The sequence below is a fragment of the Bacteroidia bacterium genome, assembly GCA_027493955.1.
Classification (GTDB): Bacteria; Bacteroidota; Ignavibacteria; order SZUA-365; family SZUA-365; genus JAOSJT01.
Genome location: JAOSJT010000001.1, coordinates 301,166 through 318,018 on the forward strand (window position 1 = coordinate 301,166; position 16,853 = coordinate 318,018).

At 56.3% G+C, this 16,853-nt stretch carries 19 protein-coding genes; 18 read left to right on the plus strand and 1 reads right to left on the minus strand.

The features are described from left to right. Positions 1-31: 31 nt before the first annotated feature. Complete coding sequence (locus M5R41_01210; protein ID MCZ7555005.1) at positions 32-421, minus strand: vitamin K epoxide reductase family protein; 390 nt, start codon at positions 419-421, stop codon at positions 32-34. 236 nt (positions 422-657) lie between these two features. On the opposite strand from M5R41_01210, the gene M5R41_01215 reads away from it, so the two are divergent. From M5R41_01215 to M5R41_01300, 18 genes are all read left to right on the plus strand, one after another. Then, positions 658-1,080 (plus strand): DUF3788 domain-containing protein, encoded by a 423-nt coding sequence (locus M5R41_01215; protein ID MCZ7555006.1) that lies wholly within the window; start codon positions 658-660, stop codon positions 1,078-1,080. A gap of 204 nt (positions 1,081-1,284) precedes the next feature. Next, positions 1,285-2,541 (plus strand): thioredoxin family protein, encoded by a 1,257-nt coding sequence (locus M5R41_01220; protein ID MCZ7555007.1) that lies wholly within the window; start codon positions 1,285-1,287, stop codon positions 2,539-2,541. 179 nt (positions 2,542-2,720) lie between these two features. Further along, entirely contained in the window at positions 2,721-3,260 is a 540-nt protein-coding gene (locus M5R41_01225) for a hypothetical protein (protein MCZ7555008.1), read from the plus strand. 49 nt (positions 3,261-3,309) lie between these two features. Continuing rightward, positions 3,310-4,140, plus strand: coding sequence for a class I SAM-dependent methyltransferase (locus tag M5R41_01230; protein ID MCZ7555009.1), 831 nt, complete (start codon positions 3,310-3,312; stop codon positions 4,138-4,140). A gap of 128 nt (positions 4,141-4,268) precedes the next feature. Continuing rightward, the gene (locus M5R41_01235; GenBank protein MCZ7555010.1) at positions 4,269-5,318 is read left to right on the plus strand and encodes a CNNM domain-containing protein; all 1,050 of its coding nucleotides are present in this window, start codon (positions 4,269-4,271) and stop codon (positions 5,316-5,318) included. 160 nt (positions 5,319-5,478) lie between these two features. After that, the gene (locus tag M5R41_01240; protein ID MCZ7555011.1) at positions 5,479-6,729 is read left to right on the plus strand and encodes a thioredoxin fold domain-containing protein; all 1,251 of its coding nucleotides are present in this window, start codon (positions 5,479-5,481) and stop codon (positions 6,727-6,729) included. A 404-nt stretch (positions 6,730-7,133) separates the two neighbouring features. Then, entirely contained in the window at positions 7,134-8,132 is a 999-nt protein-coding gene (locus tag M5R41_01245; protein ID MCZ7555012.1) for a cytochrome c, read from the plus strand. Positions 8,133-8,276: 144 nt separating this feature from the next. Beyond that, the gene (locus M5R41_01250) at positions 8,277-9,692 is read left to right on the plus strand and encodes a carboxylesterase family protein (GenBank protein ID MCZ7555013.1); all 1,416 of its coding nucleotides are present in this window, start codon (positions 8,277-8,279) and stop codon (positions 9,690-9,692) included. Positions 9,693-10,099: 407 nt separating this feature from the next. Beyond that, the gene (locus M5R41_01255) at positions 10,100-10,657 is read left to right on the plus strand and encodes a DUF2384 domain-containing protein (protein ID MCZ7555014.1); all 558 of its coding nucleotides are present in this window, start codon (positions 10,100-10,102) and stop codon (positions 10,655-10,657) included. Beyond that, positions 10,654-11,127, plus strand: coding sequence for an RES domain-containing protein (locus M5R41_01260; protein MCZ7555015.1), 474 nt, complete (start codon positions 10,654-10,656; stop codon positions 11,125-11,127). Before M5R41_01255 ends, M5R41_01260 begins: the two co-directional genes overlap by 4 nt. Positions 11,128-11,301: 174 nt before the next feature. Next, a complete protein-coding gene (locus M5R41_01265) occupies positions 11,302-11,784 on the plus strand; it encodes a nuclear transport factor 2 family protein (protein ID MCZ7555016.1) in 483 nt (160 codons plus the stop codon). A 236-nt stretch (positions 11,785-12,020) separates the two neighbouring features. After that, entirely contained in the window at positions 12,021-12,221 is a 201-nt protein-coding gene (locus M5R41_01270) for a hypothetical protein (GenBank protein MCZ7555017.1), read from the plus strand. A 214-nt stretch (positions 12,222-12,435) separates the two neighbouring features. Continuing rightward, positions 12,436-12,900 carry an SRPBCC domain-containing protein gene (locus M5R41_01275; GenBank protein MCZ7555018.1) on the plus strand — a complete coding sequence of 155 codons (465 nt, stop codon included), beginning with the start codon at positions 12,436-12,438 and terminating at the stop codon, positions 12,898-12,900. After that, positions 12,897-13,337 (plus strand): VOC family protein, encoded by a 441-nt coding sequence (locus M5R41_01280; GenBank protein ID MCZ7555019.1) that lies wholly within the window; start codon positions 12,897-12,899, stop codon positions 13,335-13,337. The genes M5R41_01275 and M5R41_01280 overlap by 4 nt, the downstream gene beginning before the upstream one ends. 170 nt (positions 13,338-13,507) lie before the next feature. Next, the gene (locus tag M5R41_01285; GenBank protein ID MCZ7555020.1) at positions 13,508-14,092 is read left to right on the plus strand and encodes a Crp/Fnr family transcriptional regulator; all 585 of its coding nucleotides are present in this window, start codon (positions 13,508-13,510) and stop codon (positions 14,090-14,092) included. A 103-nt stretch (positions 14,093-14,195) separates the two neighbouring features. Beyond that, positions 14,196-14,735 carry a YceI family protein gene (locus M5R41_01290; protein MCZ7555021.1) on the plus strand — a complete coding sequence of 180 codons (540 nt, stop codon included), beginning with the start codon at positions 14,196-14,198 and terminating at the stop codon, positions 14,733-14,735. A gap of 102 nt (positions 14,736-14,837) precedes the next feature. After that, positions 14,838-15,722 carry a 4,5-DOPA dioxygenase extradiol gene (gene ygiD, locus M5R41_01295; protein MCZ7555022.1) on the plus strand — a complete coding sequence of 295 codons (885 nt, stop codon included), beginning with the start codon at positions 14,838-14,840 and terminating at the stop codon, positions 15,720-15,722. A gap of 392 nt (positions 15,723-16,114) precedes the next feature. Next, positions 16,115-16,528, plus strand: coding sequence for a hypothetical protein (locus M5R41_01300; GenBank protein ID MCZ7555023.1), 414 nt, complete (start codon positions 16,115-16,117; stop codon positions 16,526-16,528). Positions 16,529-16,853: the final 325 nt, after the last annotated feature.

Consider the following 16,853-nt stretch of genomic DNA (forward strand, 5'->3'; position numbering starts at 1 on the left):
GGGATATCCACCGATACACGGCATCGTCGGTTCACCACAGCAGCACAAGTACAATCACTCCGTTGATCGCATGCGCAGCATAGCAAAGCGCGCAGGGCTTCCGCAGTACGAACAACAGGATGATCGTGAGATAGACCGATATACCGAACGACACGGCGGCGCCGAGCGTGATCAGCGTTTCCGACCAGGAGGGCAGTGGGAGGAGTATTCCGATCACCGACCAGAGCAGGAGCACGAAATACCAGACAATGCCGATGCGTGCGTTGGGTATGCCGGCGAACAATGCCGCCTGGGGCGCCTGTGTCACAGTATCACACTGGCTACCGATGTCAGGGTCAGTGGGGCACATGCTTCGTTGCCGTCTGAGCGCGGCAATGGAAACGAAGAGACCAGCGGTGGCGAGAAGAGACATATCGATCATGGTGGTACAACCCTCTTTCCTGTCAGAAGGGTTCCGGGTTGTTACATCCCGTGCATGGTACGCCCGCCCGCGCACCAACGTGCGCGGTGCTCTTGCATTTTCCGCCATCAAAGCGTACGTTGCACTGATAAAGCACATGATTATCCGATGAAAAGACGACGACACAGCTACCCGCGCATGACGCGAATACCTTGGAACTGCGATGACGCCTGTTTGCACAGTACTGGAGAACGGACATGCCTGACGCCAGCGCCTTCATGGCGAAGGACAGCCCTCCGAGTACCGAAGCCCTGAAAACCGTCCTCGCGGACACATACGGTCTGTGGGAGCGGCTTCGTGCCGAGGTATTGACACGCTATCCGAAAGCCGTGGAGGAATGGAGTTTTCCGGGAAAAACCTTCGGCTGGAGTTTTCGCGTCAAGGACAGCAAGCGTGTGATCGTCTACATGCTCCCTCGTGAGGGGTATTTCAAAGCGGCGTTCAATTTCGGCCAGCGGGCGGTGGATGAAATCATGGGATCCGGGGTCGCTCCTTCGATCAAGGAGGAGCTCGCCGCAGCGCGGGTGTATGCCGAGGGACGCGGAATCCGTATCGACGTACGGAAAAAGCGCGACCTGCAAGACGTACTGACGCTCGTCGAGATCAAGCTGCGTTGTTGATGCGGTACACTTGTCCATACCCTCTCCGCATGACGCTGCATCCGATAGAGATGGATAGCGGATTGAACATCACAACGAATTGTGATTGCCGTTCTGAAAACGAAAGGAAGGTCCACGATAACGGCGGTGTGCTCCGAATGCTGAAGACACGGCCGATTCCGCCCTGACTGCCTGAGACTCGCGTAATGCAAATAGGATCCCGTTATGAGAAAGTACCTGCCGTTCATCGTCACCGTCCTTATGATTGCCTGTGGCCAGCAGAAGGAAACCGGAACTTCCCTCATCGGTTTTCAGAATGTGTCATACCCGGAAGCCCTGAAGCTCGCAAAGGCGCAAGGGAAGCATCTCTTTCTCTACTTCCACTTCGAAGGATGTGGCGCGTGCAAGGAACTGGAGAAAGCAGCCTTCAGTGATGCGGAAATCGCGAAATACATCCGCTCGCAGTTCGTCTGTGTGGACGTGAATACCAGGCATGAAGAAGCGCGAGATTTCCTGCGTCCGTTTCCTGTTCGCGCCGCGCCGACATGCCTCATTGTAAACCCTGAAGGGGAAGCGGTGTACGCCCTCGTCGGCTTTGCCGACAAGAACGATTTTATCTCGAAGTTGCGGCAGTGGAAGACGGCAAACCCCGCGCTTGCTGCTCTGAGGGACCGTTACCACGCCGGCGACCGGGACGCGGATTTCATCCGCAAGTATATTGCGCTGCTGCGCGCGGAGGATTTACCTTATGCGAAAATCCTCGAGGACTACATCGAGCGCCAATCTTCCGTCGACCTGGAGTCGCGGGAGAATTTTGATCTGCTCTATGACCTGATTCCGGAGAGAATCAGTCCCGTCGTCCGGTTTCGCGGGGCGGCCTATACTGCTTTCCTCCGGGGCATCGAGACACACGCCGACCGCTATGACAGAGAACAACTGGATGGGCGTGTATTGATGGGTTTGCTCGACGCGTTGTACGAGTCGATTGAAACATCGAACACCGCATTGTTTGATTCTGTCATGACTGTGGTGAGCGGGATACCGCTGCGCGGCAGATCGCTCATTCGCGACAGAGACGGCCAGCCGATCACGATGATATTTCCGGAGCAGTACGGAATAAAAATCAAATTGGAGTTTTACCACAAGGCAGGTGATACAGAGAACTACCGCGCCACGCTCAATCAGTATCTCACCGAAATCCGTGACGACGCAGAAGCGCTGAACGAACTGGCGCGGTCATTTGCCGAATTCGCGAACGACAAGGATTCTCTGCACCAGGCGTCGATGTGGGCCCAACGCTCCATCGCTCTTGCGAGCAGTTACGAAAACAACGATACCTACGCCGCGTTGCTGTACCGCCTCGGAGAGTACAGCAAGGCTCTCGCACAGGCGGAAAAGGCGTTGGCGATAGCCAAACGGACGTCACTGACACCCACTTCTACGGAGCGGCTGATAGTCAATATCAAAAAAGCGATGAGATAGTAATCCGTACGACGAATGCATCGGATCCACGTGGGCGCCGAAGCCGGCGATGCTGTGTCTCCGTTTGTGAAATAGCGGAATATGATGTACCATGTAAAAAAAATGAAGCAACCCGCGCCGGACACCGGAACAGGGCTACAGATTTGCCGCCGGGTACGAGTTTATTCTAGGAGGTTACGATGCGCAATCCGCTCGACAGTGCCGAAAGTGTGACGATGGTGCAGAAGTGGGAGAAGGTGTGGCAGAACTCCGCGGAGGTGAAGCAGACCTATGAAGAGAAGCTGGAGGGTGCGCAGGGCGCCGATGTGTTCAAATACATCGTCCTTATCAATATCAGCGCTCTGGAGGGCTATGTTACCCAGTCACGCTTGCAGGCCCAGCAGAGCTTCAATCTCAGCAAGGGTATCGCGGTTGCCGGCTTCGTCCTGCTTTCGATCGCCATTCTCCTCAGCATCGTGCTCACCAGTCTCGGGAGAGAAACGCTCAACGCCGCATACCTGTCCGGCATCGCGGGCGTTCTGACCGAATTCATAGCCGGTGTGTTTTTCCTGCTGTACAGCCGCACGCTCGGGCAGATCAACCTCTTTCACGACAAACTCGTGGATATGCAGAAAATGGCGCTGCAGCAAATCGCGGCATTACCGCCGACGCATCCGGTGTCGACCTCTCCGGACGACCTGGAGCAGAGCGCCGCCCCGCCGGCGGAAATGGCGTTGTGATGCTGCCGACGCTGTGCGCCCGACGATGCAACGTCACGGTTCTCGATACATGCTACAGCTGACCACAACCGACGGGATTCTTTGTCCGATGATTTCACTTGAAGACAGTATTCTCCACTCTCTCGATGCCGCCGACGCACGTCTGTTGCCGCATCTCCCCTATATCCTGCAGGATCTCGACGAACTGGGATCGGATCCGGCAATCGTCTCGGATATTCTGCACCGACACTGCAACAGGCCGTCGGAGTGTTACGTCCTCGACCTTGGTTGCGGAAAAGGTGCAGTGTCCGTTCGACTTGCGGCGGAACTCGGATGTCGCTGCCATGGCATCGACGCCCTCCCGGCGTTCGTTGAAGCCGCCGCGAGCGCGGCACGCGCCCGCGGTGTTGCGCATTTGTGCGGCTTCGAGACGGGAGACGCAAGAACCGTGGTAGCGTCACCACCGGATTACGATGCCATTGTATTGGGATCGGTCGGGCCGATTTTTAGTGATTACGAACAAACGTTGCTTACCCTGCTCCCAAGATTGCGCGCTGGCGGGATCATCATTCTGGATGATTGCTACCGGGTTGAGGAAACGGACTCGAGTGCGCACTCCGGCCTTTCACGATCCGCGTTGCTTCGGCAGATTCATGCGGCCGGCATGGAAGTCCGCGACGAAGTGCTTTCCGATGCGCGAACGATCCGTGCGACGAATGCTCTGATGTACGCCGCCTTGCTCCCGCGCTGCCTCGAATTGATGGACAAGTACCCCGACGATCGGGAACTGTTCGAGCAGTATCTGCTGCGTCAGCGCGAAGAAAATCACGCGCTGGAGAATGACCTCGTCTGCGCGACGCTGGTACTCGGGGTGCGCACGAAGCTTCCCGCTGAGCACTGAGCAGAGTCTCGAATAGTCGGAAATTCTGAATATCTTTGAATCGTCTGCCGGAATCAGCGCTGTTCGCATGCTGCGTGTGCGCGATTCGTGGCCTCCGTTGGTCTTGTTCTACAATTTGCCGGTGAGGCATGACCCTCTTACTGCTGTATCTTTTTCTCGCTCTCTTTATTTCTTTCCTCTGCTCGATCATGGAAGCGGTGCTGCTCTCCACGCCGTTGTCCACCCTGAACGCGCGCGTTGAACAGGGCGATCGGATCGCGCTCGACTTTCTCACGATGAAATCCGATATCGACCGTCCGCTCTCCGCGATACTGTCGCTGAACACCATTGCGCACACAGTGGGAGCCGCGGGTGTCGGCGCACAGGCAACGGTGGTATTCGGTGAAGCGTATTTCGGAGTGGTCTCCGCCGTGCTCACGATACTCATTCTCGTCCTGACGGAAATCATACCGAAGACCCTCGGTGCAACGTATGCGAAGGAACTGGTCGGCGCGGCCTACAGAGTCATCAAAGCGATGATTATTCTCACCTGGCCTCTCCTGGTCATTTCGGCCGTATTGACGCGTATGCTTTCCAGAAAGGATCCGGTACAAACGACGAGTCGCGAGGAAATTTCCGCCCTGGCGAATATCGGCGCGAACGAAGGGGTATTCGGCGAGAAGGAGAACAAGATCATCCAGAATCTCATGCGCCTCAAGGATATCCGGACAAGCGAAATCATGACCCCGCGCGTCGTTGTGGTTGTCGCGAACGAGACGATGCCGCTGCAGGAATTTCTGAAGAACAAGGATTTCCTGCATTTCTCCCGCATCCCGATCTATCGGGAGAGCAAAGACAAGATCAGCGGCTATGTATTCCGTGAGCTTGTATTCGAAAAACTCGCGGAGGACCAATTTCATCTGACGCTTGCGGACATCCGGCGCGAGATCGTTGATGTGACGGAAGCCACCACCTTGCTCAACGCATGGGAGCTGATGCTCGAACGCAAAGAGCACATCGCCCTGGTTACGGACGAGTACGGTGGAATGGCCGGCATCGTCACGTTGGAGGATATCATCGAGACGCTCCTCGGCTTTGAAATCGTGGATGAAACGGATCGCGTCGCCGACATGCAGCAATACGCCATGGAGCGCTGGAAGTCCAAACAGAAAAAATATCATCTCCTCGACAGCGAATAAGAATTCTTCCCGCACGCAGGAAGTGTATCGCTTCGCATGCGACAGGGCATTTTCACTCCAGTCCGGGAAGGAAGTGGTGACAGGCTTCAGACCTGAACGGTAAATACGGGAATTTAAGCTGTATTGTAGTTTGTACTTCCCATAGCAGGAGGAATTGTCGATGAAGTTCTCCGTACTTCTCGTATTGTTCGTGTGCGTACAACCCTGCAGCAGTCAGGATGCGGGTATTCGGTTCTCACGCGACAGCTACCGCGTCACGCTTGACCGCGCCAGGAACGAACATCGCCCCGTGTTCCTCTATTTCCATTTTGACGGCTGCGGAGCTTGCAAGAAAATGGAGGACTCTACGTTCTCCGATCCCGACGTTGCGGAGTACTACAACACGACCTTCGTCTGCCTCGATATCAACACCGAAAAGGAGGACGGTGCTGAAACGAATAAAGAATATGGCGTGCGTATGCATCCGACCTTCCTGTATCTCGACAGTGAAGGAAGCGTCGTACATACCGCTGTCGGGGTGTTCACGCCAACCGATTTCCTGAAACAGGCGCGTATCGCCCTCGATCCCGATCAGCGCCTGAGCGCACTGGACAAGCGCTACGCCGATGGTGATCGGGACGCACAGTTCCTCCTGCGATATTGCTATTCTCTTCGGGATGCGTACCGCCTTACACCTGAGCATATTCGAGCGTATGTCGCCACGGTGCGACCGGAGGATTTACTCACGGACGTCAACATGCGCTTCACCTATGAGTTCGCTCTGCATCAGTACGAAATTGGCATACCGTTTGGCAGTCCCGCGTATATGTCCATGTTTGAAAACCGGGACCGGTTTGCAAAGATTTTCGACAGCGCACAGGTGGTTGCGCGCCTTGTTTGGGTTGCGCACATGACGGCCGCGCTGGCCATCGAATTCCGCAATGAAATCCTTCTGGAGAAGGCGCTTGCGGTGATCGAAACGCTCGACAGGGGTTCGGGACATCAGTTCCGGGAAATGGACGGCAGGCTCACCGGCATGTTTTCGCCGCGTCCGCTCGGGCTCTCGCTGCGCCTGTGGTACTATCAGATTACCGACGACACCCTCCGTTACGCCGCTCTGCTTCCGACGTATGTCGAGAAGATCTGGAATAACAGCGGCGCCCTCAACGACCTCGCATGGAGCTACTACGAGAAGGAATCTGCGAGGGATCGTCTCGAACAGGCCATTCCGTGGATCGAACGATCACTCGCATTGCGCCGCTTCTACAATAATCTGGATACTTATGCGTCGCTGCTCTACAAATTAGGACGAGTTTCTGAGGCAGGGACGCAGGCAGAGCTGGCCATCGAGTGCGCAAAGGAGGAGGATGAAGATTACAGCAGCACGGCCGCACTGTTGGACACCATTCGCGCGGCATTGAAGACGGAGTAACGCCTCTCCGTTTTCCTTATCTCTTGTTTCCGGGAGCGGAAGGACAAAGCGCCGTGATGGCCGTAGCCGGTCCGCGGGCATGGGGGAGATGTGCTGTGGCTCTTCGCGGGAGTCGTCGCTCAAGAAGGGCATCGAAATCAATGTCAGGGGAAATATTGACATTCCTGTTGAAACTGCCTATTTTTCGAACAGTCCATCATTCTCCAAGCGCAGAACCGACGGGTGACGCAGAAGGACGCTCACGAAGGTACGTGGCGTGCAGACGTCGGTCCATGCACCATTCCGCTGAATAGCCGCAAAGTACCTTTTTCGTTCCTTGTGCTGTACCTGCCCGTTCTCACCCTTTGCCCGAGGCTCATGCGGGCATGGCGCTCATATTCACATACAGACATCGGAGAATCATCATGAAACTGTTCCTTCGCATTGTGAAATGGACGGCCGTCGTCCTCGTCGTGCTCGTTGCCGGATTGTACGCCTTCGTGGAATTGACCTGGGATCGCAGATATGAGGCGCCGTATCCGCAAATCTCGGCGAGTACGGATTCCGCCGTGATTGCGCGCGGCAAGTATCTCGCGTTTGGACCGGCACACTGCGCAACCTGTCACGTACCCATGGATAAAATCCGCGCCGTGGAGGACGGGCTAGAAATGCCCCTCAGCGGCGGATGGGAGCTGACGCTCTCAGGATTCGGGACCTTCAGAGCCCCGAATCTCACACCGGATGAGGAAACAGGAATAGGAAAGCAGAGCGATGAGGAACTGGCCCGCGCGTTGCGGCACATGGTTGCGAGCGACGGTCGCTTTTTGCCGCCCTTCATGCCGTTCCAGGAAATGAGCGACGAGGATCTGACTGCGGTCATCTCCTTCCTCCGCTCCCAGCCGCCCGTGCGAAACGCGGTCAAGCGTTCTGAACTCGGTTTCATCGCTCGCGCCCTCGTTGCGTTCGGTATGCTCGGACCGGAGGGACCCAAACGTACGCCCGCACGGTCCGTCCCCCGTGATGCAAGCAAGGAGTATGGGCGGTATCTCGCGTACAACATCGGGAATTGTCTCACCTGTCATACGCAGATGGACCCGAACACCGCGGAGCTGATCGGCGAGCATTTCGCGGGGAAAGGTGTTTTCGAACCCGATGCCTTCTCGGAAGGATATTCGTTCGTCTCACCCAATCTCACGCCCGATCCGTCGACAGGCATCATCGCCGGCTGGACGGAGGAGGCCTTCGTCGCCCGATTCAGAAACGGGCGTGTGCATCGCGGTAGTCCGATGCCCTGGGGTGCTTTTTCCCGCATGGACGAAGTGGACCTCAGAGCGCTCTATCGCTTCTTTAAAAGTCTCGATCCGGTAAGGAATAAAGTTGAAAAAACCGTTTTTGAACCGGGCCAGGAATTACCGAAATTCTGATATCCGTGTACCGTGTCTCCCGGGGAATTGCATCGCGCTGCGAGCGCAGTGCGACATCGCGGAAATACCTGGTGGAAGCACGGCGCACATGAAATTCGAGATACTGCATTTCCAGATAACCCCCGTGAGAATCACCCGGTGACTATGACCCGATTGCGTTTCGTCCTCACAACCGTCTTGTTCCCGTTGTTATGCGCCATCGTCGCTGCACAACAGCCGTACACGATCGAAGCCTACGAGTACCGCGTCAGCAAAGACATCGAGTACGGCGTCGCGCTGGATTACGCCGGAAATGAGGCCCGATTGCATCTCGATATCTACACACCGCGGAATGCCTACTGCAACCGGCCGCTCGTCATCCTTGTCCACGGTGGCGCATGGGTGGGCGGCTCGAAAGACGATGCAGACATCGTGTGGCTGGCGCGCTCCTTTGCTTCGCGGGGCTATGTTGCTGTGACCGTCAACTATCGTCTCGGAATGCATCTGACGTCCTCCTACAGCATGTACGCTCTGTGCAACGAAAGTATCTCTGCCCCGTGCGCCTATATTTGCGACAGCATGGAAGTCTATCGCGCGAATTACCGGGCGATGCAGGATGTGAAAGGTGCGGTACGCTTCATGAAGCTCCGCTCCGGGCAGGATTCCACCGACGCCGGGAATGTGTTTCTCATCGGCGAGAGTGCTGGTGGTTTTGTCGCACTTACAGCGGCATTCCTGCGGGAGGAAAATGAGCGCTCCGAATTTTGCGGCTCCATTGCGGATGCTCCCGTACCCGATCAGGACTTGCGGCGCTACGGGTGCCTGCCCGCAGCGCTGTCACCAGTCCGGCCGGACCTCGGCTCTGTTGCCGGATCATTGCATACAAGCGGTGCGGACGCGGAGGTGCAAGGTGTGGCGAATATATTCGGTGGTATGCTTGATCCCGCCATTATCGATGAGAAGGAAATTCAAAATACGGCGCTGTACCTGTACCATCAGGGATCGGACGTGGTAGTGCATTACGGATATGGGAGATTGCTCGGACGCCTCAGCTGGGAATGTTTTGCGCAGACCAACATCTGCCAATCGTATACGCACTATCCGCATGCGTACGGGAGCAAGGCGCTTATGGAATATTTCGGAGCGGCGTTTCCCGGCGTCGCGCATCTCAGAGCAGACATCACCGAGAATTACCGCTATCTGGGGAACTGCTTCGACAACGGCCATGCGATCGCCAATATTTCGAAGCAGGCCGGGGACATCGCGGAGTTATTCGCGGAGAAAATCGCGGTGAACGGCAACGTCCCGCGCGAGGGATGTACGCTCTCGGCGGACAATGGCAGCCTACCGCTGCGTCTGTCGGTCTATCCCAATCCATCCTCTTCCCATATTTTCGTTGACGCGCCGGGTCTTCGCGCGGGCAGCACCTACCGCATCATGGATATGCTCGGGCGGACGATGCAGGACGGTGTTCTTACAGCGGAACGGAGCACGGTGACGGTATCCTCGCTCCCGGCAGGACAATATCATTTTCATCTTTTCGGTCATCCCGGACGCATCTTCAGGGTGCGACGAGAGTGACCGCAGCGCCTCACTGCGATGCATGGGCGCGATGAATCACCGGAGCGGGATCGCTTCGAATGCAACCATCCCAAATCGCTTCGGTTCTCCTATCCGTTCTTCCGCCAACGGAAACCATGCAGGCGCCTCGTCGCGCAGCCTGCGGCACAAGGCGTGAGGAATGGCGAGACACGATGGCACAGTGTACGCTGTGCGCAACGTGACCCGCAGCACCGTCACTTTTCCCGCCAGAGTACATGTCCGATGAAACGTTGTTCGCAGCCATCGACGGATGGGGCATACGGACATTGCCACTGATGTCGTGAGGGGAACTCTTCTTCATCCCGCCGGCGGAAGCACGGAAGAAGGGACTTGCATTGTGCTGCCATATGGCGTATATTAAAATGTAATATGGCAAAGGAGAGTGCATGGCATCGGCAAAGAAGAAATCGACGGGAAACAGCGGCAGCGGCGGGCGAGTGCACACAGCGTCCGAACCTGTCGCGGTATACTCACACACACGCGCGGGCTTTCAGCCGTTGTCCATACGTGCTGTTCGGGTCAAGGCGGAGAAAGGCCATCGGGTGTATGGTCAGGCTCTTGGAATGGCAATCCGCGATACGCGGCAGCTCCTGCGAGTGCTCAAGGAAGGGCTCGGTTTTGAGGCCTTCGAGTTTTTGTGCGCCGAGCTTCAGGTCAATCAGGCGCATCTTGCGGAGGTGTGCGGGATAGCCACACGGACGCTTGCCCGCCGTAAACTCGAAGGGCGCCTTCAAGCCCTCGAGTCCGAACGCGTCTATCGAATAGCGGCGTTGTTCGATCAGGCGAAAGAAGTTCTGGGAAACCACGATGAAGCCCGTCGCTGGTTCAAAGAAGGCAGCAGAGCGCTCGCGGGAGCGGCACCGCTGGAATACGCCGGTACCGAAATCGGGGCGAGGGAAGTGGAGGATCTGCTCGGACGCCTCGAATACGGTGTATTCTCGTGATCATCACCGCATGGCGCATCGTCAAAGAGCGACATTTGTCGACGGCCTTCACCGGCGAGGGAGCGGCACGGTATCCTGGTCGCTGGAATGAACGCGGAGTACCGATGGTGTACACTGCGGCATCGCTGTCGCTCGCAGCATTGGAAATACTCGTGCATGTCGGCAGCGATGCCGTTTTGCAACAGTACACTTGCATCCCGGTGAAATTCGATGCGGGATTGTGCAGGCAGGTAGCTCCCTCCGATCTCCCCGAAGACTGGGCCGCTGAACCGGCTCCGGATTCAACCAGAGCTTTAGGGAGCACCTGGACCAAGGATTCCTCGTCGGCCGTACTCGCTGTTCCAAGTGCTGTCGTTCCCCTGGAATCCGTGTATCTCATCAATCCGCTCCATGAGGATTTCTCACGGATCGCAATCGGCGGGGAATCCCATTTCCGTTTTGATGCGCGACTCCGACAAAGCCTGGCGTAATTGAACCCCTGTTTTCTCTCGCCGACCGTGTGAATTCCAGGGCGACGCTGAGTACATTGTCCTTTCAGATATTTTCGTGTACACCCACAGCCCAGGAAGGTTGGCATGGCAACGCTGAGAATGAGAACTCTCTATCGCAGATACGCAAAAGTGTTTGCGCTGCTCGTGATCGGTATGCTGGCAGTTCGCTGCGGGAGCGAAATGACACAGACCGGAGATGAGTCGCATAGAATTTCCGCCGCGCTCGATTCCTTCCATGTTGCCGCAGCCCGGGCGGATTACGACGCGTATTTTCAATGCTTCGCGGAGGACGCAGTGTTCATAGGCACCGACGCAACGGAGCGTTGGGACAAACAGAGCTTCATGGTGTGGGCGAAGCCCTATTTTGATCGCGGCAGGGCCTGGTCGTTCACTGCGATCGAGCGCCATGTCATGATCGATGAACGTGGTGGTCTCGCGTGGTTCGACGAGTTGCTCGACACGCAAATGAAACTCTGTCGGGGCTCCGGTGTGCTGATTCAGCGCAATGGGGAATGGAAAATCCGCCATTACGTGCTTTCTATGACGGTACCAAACGAACTCGCCGATTCCGTTGTGACGATAAAATCCGTGATAGAAGATGGGTTGATACAGAAGCACGCGAACAACCGCGAATGAGACCAGTTCAGCTCGCAGCTTTCGTGCACGCGCCGAAAGTGTGTGACGGTAACTGCACTGGTCCTAACAGAACGGAGCGCATGGTCTGGGAGGTGTCTGTAAGCGACTGCCGGAGTTCACATCCGTCTCCGTTGTCGGGGAAGGAACATGAGACTACTTCTGGAGGAACGCGGGTGGCAGAGGTAAGCACTGATTACATCAATGCTCGACCCGGGAGTGTCACTGGATGAGGGCTCATGAAAAAAGCCATGAAGGCCACTAGGCACGTTGCAGGCAAACTGCTGGCATCACGGTATGACGTTGATTTTCCTGAAGTGTACACACTCGGTAGTCCGAGCGAGGCCGCAGTGTGCGCTTATTTTTCATATCACGTGTGGAAAGAAATCGACGGCGCCTCGCAGTGGCTGAAGGACAACACCGCGAAGCCCCGGAAGTAAGTCACCGCCTGCGCGTCTCGCAGGTCATAACGGCGAACGACACCCGCTATTGTCGATACACCACTCGCTGCCGGCGAAGGGCCGTCGTGACAGGGGTTTGAAATCAGCCAGAATCAACAAAATACATGCTCTTTGTGTGTGATGTTGACTTTGACGCCTGGCGTGTGTATCATTCCCGTTCATTAATTCTCAAATCAGGTGAAAAGGCGCCGCAATGCAAAAACTGACATACAGCGTGGAGATTTCCGCGCCGGCTGACATTGTCTGGAACGTCCTGTGGGAGAAGGAGAGCTATGAGCAATGGACCAAGCCCTTCAGCCCCGGATCCACGTACGATGGCAGCTTCGAAGCCGAAGGCAACCGTGTTCACTTTCACAACGGCGAGGGCGGGGGAATGTACAGCGTCGTCGCACGCAGGGTGGAGAACGAGCTTCTCTCCATACGGCATCTCGGGGTGCTCGGCCAGAACGGTGAGGAGTTGCCTCCCACAGCGGATACCGAACAGTGGAGCAACATCTTCGAGGACTACACACTGACGCCAACGGAGAATGGCGTACGCCTCGACATCACCCTAGACATGGATGATGCCTACGCAGACTTCATGAACGATGCCTTTACCAGGGCATTGGACATCATCAAATCACTATCCGAACAACAGACACAGGAACAGGCCACATGACAACAGTCAACGTGTACTTGAATTTCGACGGAAACTGCGAAGAAGCATTCCTTTTCTATAAATCCGTCTTTGGCGGAGAATTTCCCTACATCGGACGTTTCGGCGATATGCCGCCGCAGGAAGGTATGGAGCCCTTGCCGCCAGAGATGGCGAACCGCATCATGCATGTTTCACTGCCCATCAGCAAGGAAACCACCATCATGGGCAGTGACACGGGAGGCGAGTGGGCTCCGGCGTATGTGCAGGGCAACAATTTCGCCATTTCCATCAACACCGACAGCAGAGAAAACGCCGACCGTCTTTTTGTCGGACTGTCCGCAGGCGGCCATGTGACCATGCCCATGGGGATGACCTTCTGGGGAGCGTACTTCGGTATGTTCACCGACAAATTCGGCGTCAACTGGATGGTGAGCCAGGGTGAAGAAGGGCAGGGTTGATGCGGACCATACTGCCGCTGCGATCGTCGCTCTCCCCGTGACTGTTGAAATGCACCCGCCTCGCCGCGGGTGTTTTTTTCATCGAACACGGCCCGGCGTTGTATATTCCTGAGCAGCACGATTCCGTGAATATTCCTGCAGAACGAGATGCACAACAGGAGCACAAGGAAATGAAAGAAATGCTTCGGCGGAATATCGAGCGCACGACGGGAAACTCGCCCTCGGCCGACGAGTGCGCATTGCTCGCGGACAGCATGTTCGTCCGCTCCTTCGACAGAAAGGCGATGCTCGCAGAGGAGGGGCGGGTGTGTACGCATGTGTATTTCATCACCCGCGGGGCCGCGTATTCCGGCATCGTCAACAGCGAGGGAGAGAAATTCGCCGTGCAGTTCGCTCTGGAGGGATACTGGATAACGGATCAGTACAGCTTTTTTTCCGGACGTCCCGGGCTCTATACCGTGGAAACGCTCGAACCCACAGAAGTGCTGATGATGAACCGCGATACCTTCGATCGTGTCTGTGCGGCCAGCCACACCCTCGAGCATTTCTTCCGCGTCCTGATCACGAACGCCTTCGTGGCGCTGCAATATCGCCTGGCCAAGACCAATGCCGAAGACGCGGAGCATCGTTACCTGGAGTTTGCGCGTCTGCATCCGGATTTCGTGCAGCGCATACCGCAGTATCTCATCGCATCCTACCTCGGTATCAAGCCGCAATCCCTGAGCCGCATACGAAAGAATCTCGCCGCGAAGTGACGCGTTTCCATTCTTCACCTATGTGAATGTGCCGCCGAGCGGCATACCGTAGCTTGTATGTGACATTGACATTGCTTCACAACATCACATACAGAGGTACGACATGGAAAACAGAACAACCTGGGTCATCGACCCCGCGCACAGCGAGATCACCTTCAAGGTCAAGCATCTCATGATCGCCAACGTGAAAGGCGAGTTCCGTCGCTTCGACGCCACGCTGGACACGGTCGGCGACGACTTCAGCAAGGGCCGCATACGCGCCACCATTGACGCGGCTTCCATTTTCACGAATAATGATGACAGAGACACGCATCTGCGCAGCGCCGATTTTTTCGATGCGGACAATCATGGTGAAATCAGCTTCGAGGGGAAGGAGTTTACGCAACTGGATGACGAGAATTTCCGGCTGAAAGGGCTGCTCTCCATGCGCGGAGTGGAGAAAGAAGTCGTGCTGGAAGGGGAGTTCGGTGGATTCATGAAGGACCCGTACGGTAACATCAAAGCCGGATTTACGCTTAGTGGTAAGATCAACCGCAAGGATTGGGGACTCAACTGGAATGCCGCGCTGGAAACCGGCGGTGTGCTGGTGAGCGAAGACGTGCGCATAGCCGCCGACATGCAGTTCGTCAAAAAAGCCGCCTGAACCCGGATGCGGCGGTGTACGAAAGGGGAGAATTTCTCCCCTTTCGTCGCTTCAGATTGTTTCGCATACTGAAAAAATACGTCAAACAATGAAAGACAGATTATGGACAGAAAGGCCTTCCTCGGTGCGCTTGCCGCGCTGCCATTTGCCGGAGCGGCCATGAACCTCCGGACACTTGCGGGAATGACTGATGGATTCAAAGGCAGCGAGAAGATGCCGTTGCTGTTTCTGGGACATGGCAGTCCGATGAACGCCATCGAAGAAAACGAATTTGTGCGCGGATTCCGGGACGTTGCGAAGACCATACCGAAGCCGCAGGCGATTCTTTGCATTTCCGCGCATTGGGAAACCAGGGGTACTTTTGTCACCGCCATGCAACAACCGCGTACTATTCACGATTTCGGAGGTTTTCCTGATGAACTGTACGCGGTGCGCTATCCCGCTCCGGGGAGTCCGCAGCTTGCGAAAGCGACACGCGAGCTCGTGCGTGGGACGGGAATACAGGAGGATCACAGTTGGGGACTCGATCACGGCGCGTGGTCGGTGTTGAAGCATCTGTATCCGGCCGCCGATGTGCCGGTGATTCAAATGAGTCTGCACGCGGGACAGCCGCCACGATACCATTACGAACTGGCAAAGGAACTCACGGCGCTGCGCGACAAAGGCATTCTGATTGTGGGCAGCGGCAACATCGTGCATAATCTGCGTCGTGTTGCCTGGGACAAGCTGAATGCCGACGGTTACGGTTACGATTGGGCGCTGGAAGCAAATGAGAGAATGAAACAATACATCCGGGAGCGCGATCACAACGCCCTGCTGGATTACGCGAAGCAGGGAGAAGCCTTCCGACTCGCCATACCCACGCCCGAGCACTTCCTGCCCTTGCTCTATGTGCTCGCTCTCGCGGGGAAAGCGGAGGACATCGGCATCTTCAACGACAAGGCGGTGGGCGGAGCGATTACAATGAGCTCGCTGCGGGTGGGGTAGCATCCCATCCTCGGGTCTTCTGAGGATCAGTGTCGCGAATGCCCCATAATTCGGAAACGACAGGCCGTCCGTTTATTAAGATTGAAGGACACACGGTCATCCCAGGTGTTTCTGTCGTTGGCTTATAATGCAGGCCTCCGTCGACAATGCGAGCTTGTCGCGGTGTAAGAACTGGCCAGGGGAGTACTCGACACAGAGCGGTAGCTGCTCGAACGAGTCGCTGCGGTTCCTGCCTACGACCGGTGGATCGTGGCTTCGATCAAACGCTTGCTTTTAAAGACATGGATTCGGAGATTCATCCACATCGTCTCGTCACGCCCTCGGTCAGGAGTTCGTAAGCTCCCGCCGTGTGCTTGCGATGATCATCTCACACTCGACGAAAGGTGCATTGTATGAACTCCGTTTTGAAAAATATTCTCGCCCTCATCGCGGGCCTTCTTGTCGGCAGCATGGTAAACATGGGCATCATCATGATCAGCGGCTCCGTCATCCCGCCGCCCGGGGGTGCCGATGTGACGACGATGGAGGGATTGAAATCCACCATGCACTTGTTTGGGCCTGAGCATTTCCTCATGCCCTTTCTCGCACATGCGCTCGGGACCTTCGTCGGCGCGCTGATCGCGGCCCTTATCGCGGCGAGCCAAAAGCTCATTTTCGCGCTCGTGATCGGCGGACTGTTCCTTTTGGGCGGTATCGCGAACGTCTTTCTGCTGCCCTCGCCGCTGTGGTTCAGCGTCGTTGATCTTGGGCTGGCATACCTGCCGACAAGCTACCTCGCGGGCAAGCTGGCGCTCAAGCGGAGCTGACGATACGCACATTCTCGGTGTTTCGACGGACATACGGGAGAAATGATGGCCGGGGCAGCCGTCGCTGTCCGTCTTTGCCCACGGTAAAGGAAGAGCCGCTCTGATATTATTCCTGAAGGATTACCGGAGCACGAACGGTGCCTCGTCCATGCCGCATTTCTCAATCAGAGAAACGCGCATACGCCATGGACTCACCCCGAGGCAGTACATGCTTGTGTCCTGAACGAGTTACGACCGACATCGAATTCATTGATGCGGTTCCGCCATTGCCGGTCTCTGCGGAGATATTCCAGGAGAGCCCCCGCGCCACAGAGCCACAGCTTTC

Coding starts and splice junctions, on each gene's coding strand:
- M5R41_01210 (MCZ7555005.1), bottom strand. CDS start 421: ATGATCGATATGTCTCTTCTCGCCACCGCTGGTCTCTTCGTTTCCATT.
- M5R41_01215 (MCZ7555006.1), top strand. CDS start 658: ATGCCTGACGCCAGCGCCTTCATGGCGAAGGACAGCCCTCCGAGTACC.
- M5R41_01220 (MCZ7555007.1), top strand. CDS start 1,285: ATGAGAAAGTACCTGCCGTTCATCGTCACCGTCCTTATGATTGCCTGT.
- M5R41_01225 (MCZ7555008.1), top strand. CDS start 2,721: ATGCGCAATCCGCTCGACAGTGCCGAAAGTGTGACGATGGTGCAGAAG.
- M5R41_01230 (MCZ7555009.1), top strand. CDS start 3,310: ATGCTACAGCTGACCACAACCGACGGGATTCTTTGTCCGATGATTTCA.
- M5R41_01235 (MCZ7555010.1), top strand. CDS start 4,269: ATGACCCTCTTACTGCTGTATCTTTTTCTCGCTCTCTTTATTTCTTTC.
- M5R41_01240 (MCZ7555011.1), top strand. CDS start 5,479: ATGAAGTTCTCCGTACTTCTCGTATTGTTCGTGTGCGTACAACCCTGC.
- M5R41_01245 (MCZ7555012.1), top strand. CDS start 7,134: ATGAAACTGTTCCTTCGCATTGTGAAATGGACGGCCGTCGTCCTCGTC.
- M5R41_01250 (MCZ7555013.1), top strand. CDS start 8,277: ATGACCCGATTGCGTTTCGTCCTCACAACCGTCTTGTTCCCGTTGTTA.
- M5R41_01255 (MCZ7555014.1), top strand. CDS start 10,100: ATGGCATCGGCAAAGAAGAAATCGACGGGAAACAGCGGCAGCGGCGGG.
- M5R41_01265 (MCZ7555016.1), top strand. CDS start 11,302: ATGCTGGCAGTTCGCTGCGGGAGCGAAATGACACAGACCGGAGATGAG.
- M5R41_01270 (MCZ7555017.1), top strand. CDS start 12,021: ATGAAAAAAGCCATGAAGGCCACTAGGCACGTTGCAGGCAAACTGCTG.
- M5R41_01275 (MCZ7555018.1), top strand. CDS start 12,436: ATGCAAAAACTGACATACAGCGTGGAGATTTCCGCGCCGGCTGACATT.
- M5R41_01280 (MCZ7555019.1), top strand. CDS start 12,897: ATGACAACAGTCAACGTGTACTTGAATTTCGACGGAAACTGCGAAGAA.
- M5R41_01285 (MCZ7555020.1), top strand. CDS start 13,508: ATGAAAGAAATGCTTCGGCGGAATATCGAGCGCACGACGGGAAACTCG.
- M5R41_01290 (MCZ7555021.1), top strand. CDS start 14,196: ATGGAAAACAGAACAACCTGGGTCATCGACCCCGCGCACAGCGAGATC.
- ygiD (MCZ7555022.1), top strand. CDS start 14,838: ATGGACAGAAAGGCCTTCCTCGGTGCGCTTGCCGCGCTGCCATTTGCC.
- M5R41_01300 (MCZ7555023.1), top strand. CDS start 16,115: ATGAACTCCGTTTTGAAAAATATTCTCGCCCTCATCGCGGGCCTTCTT.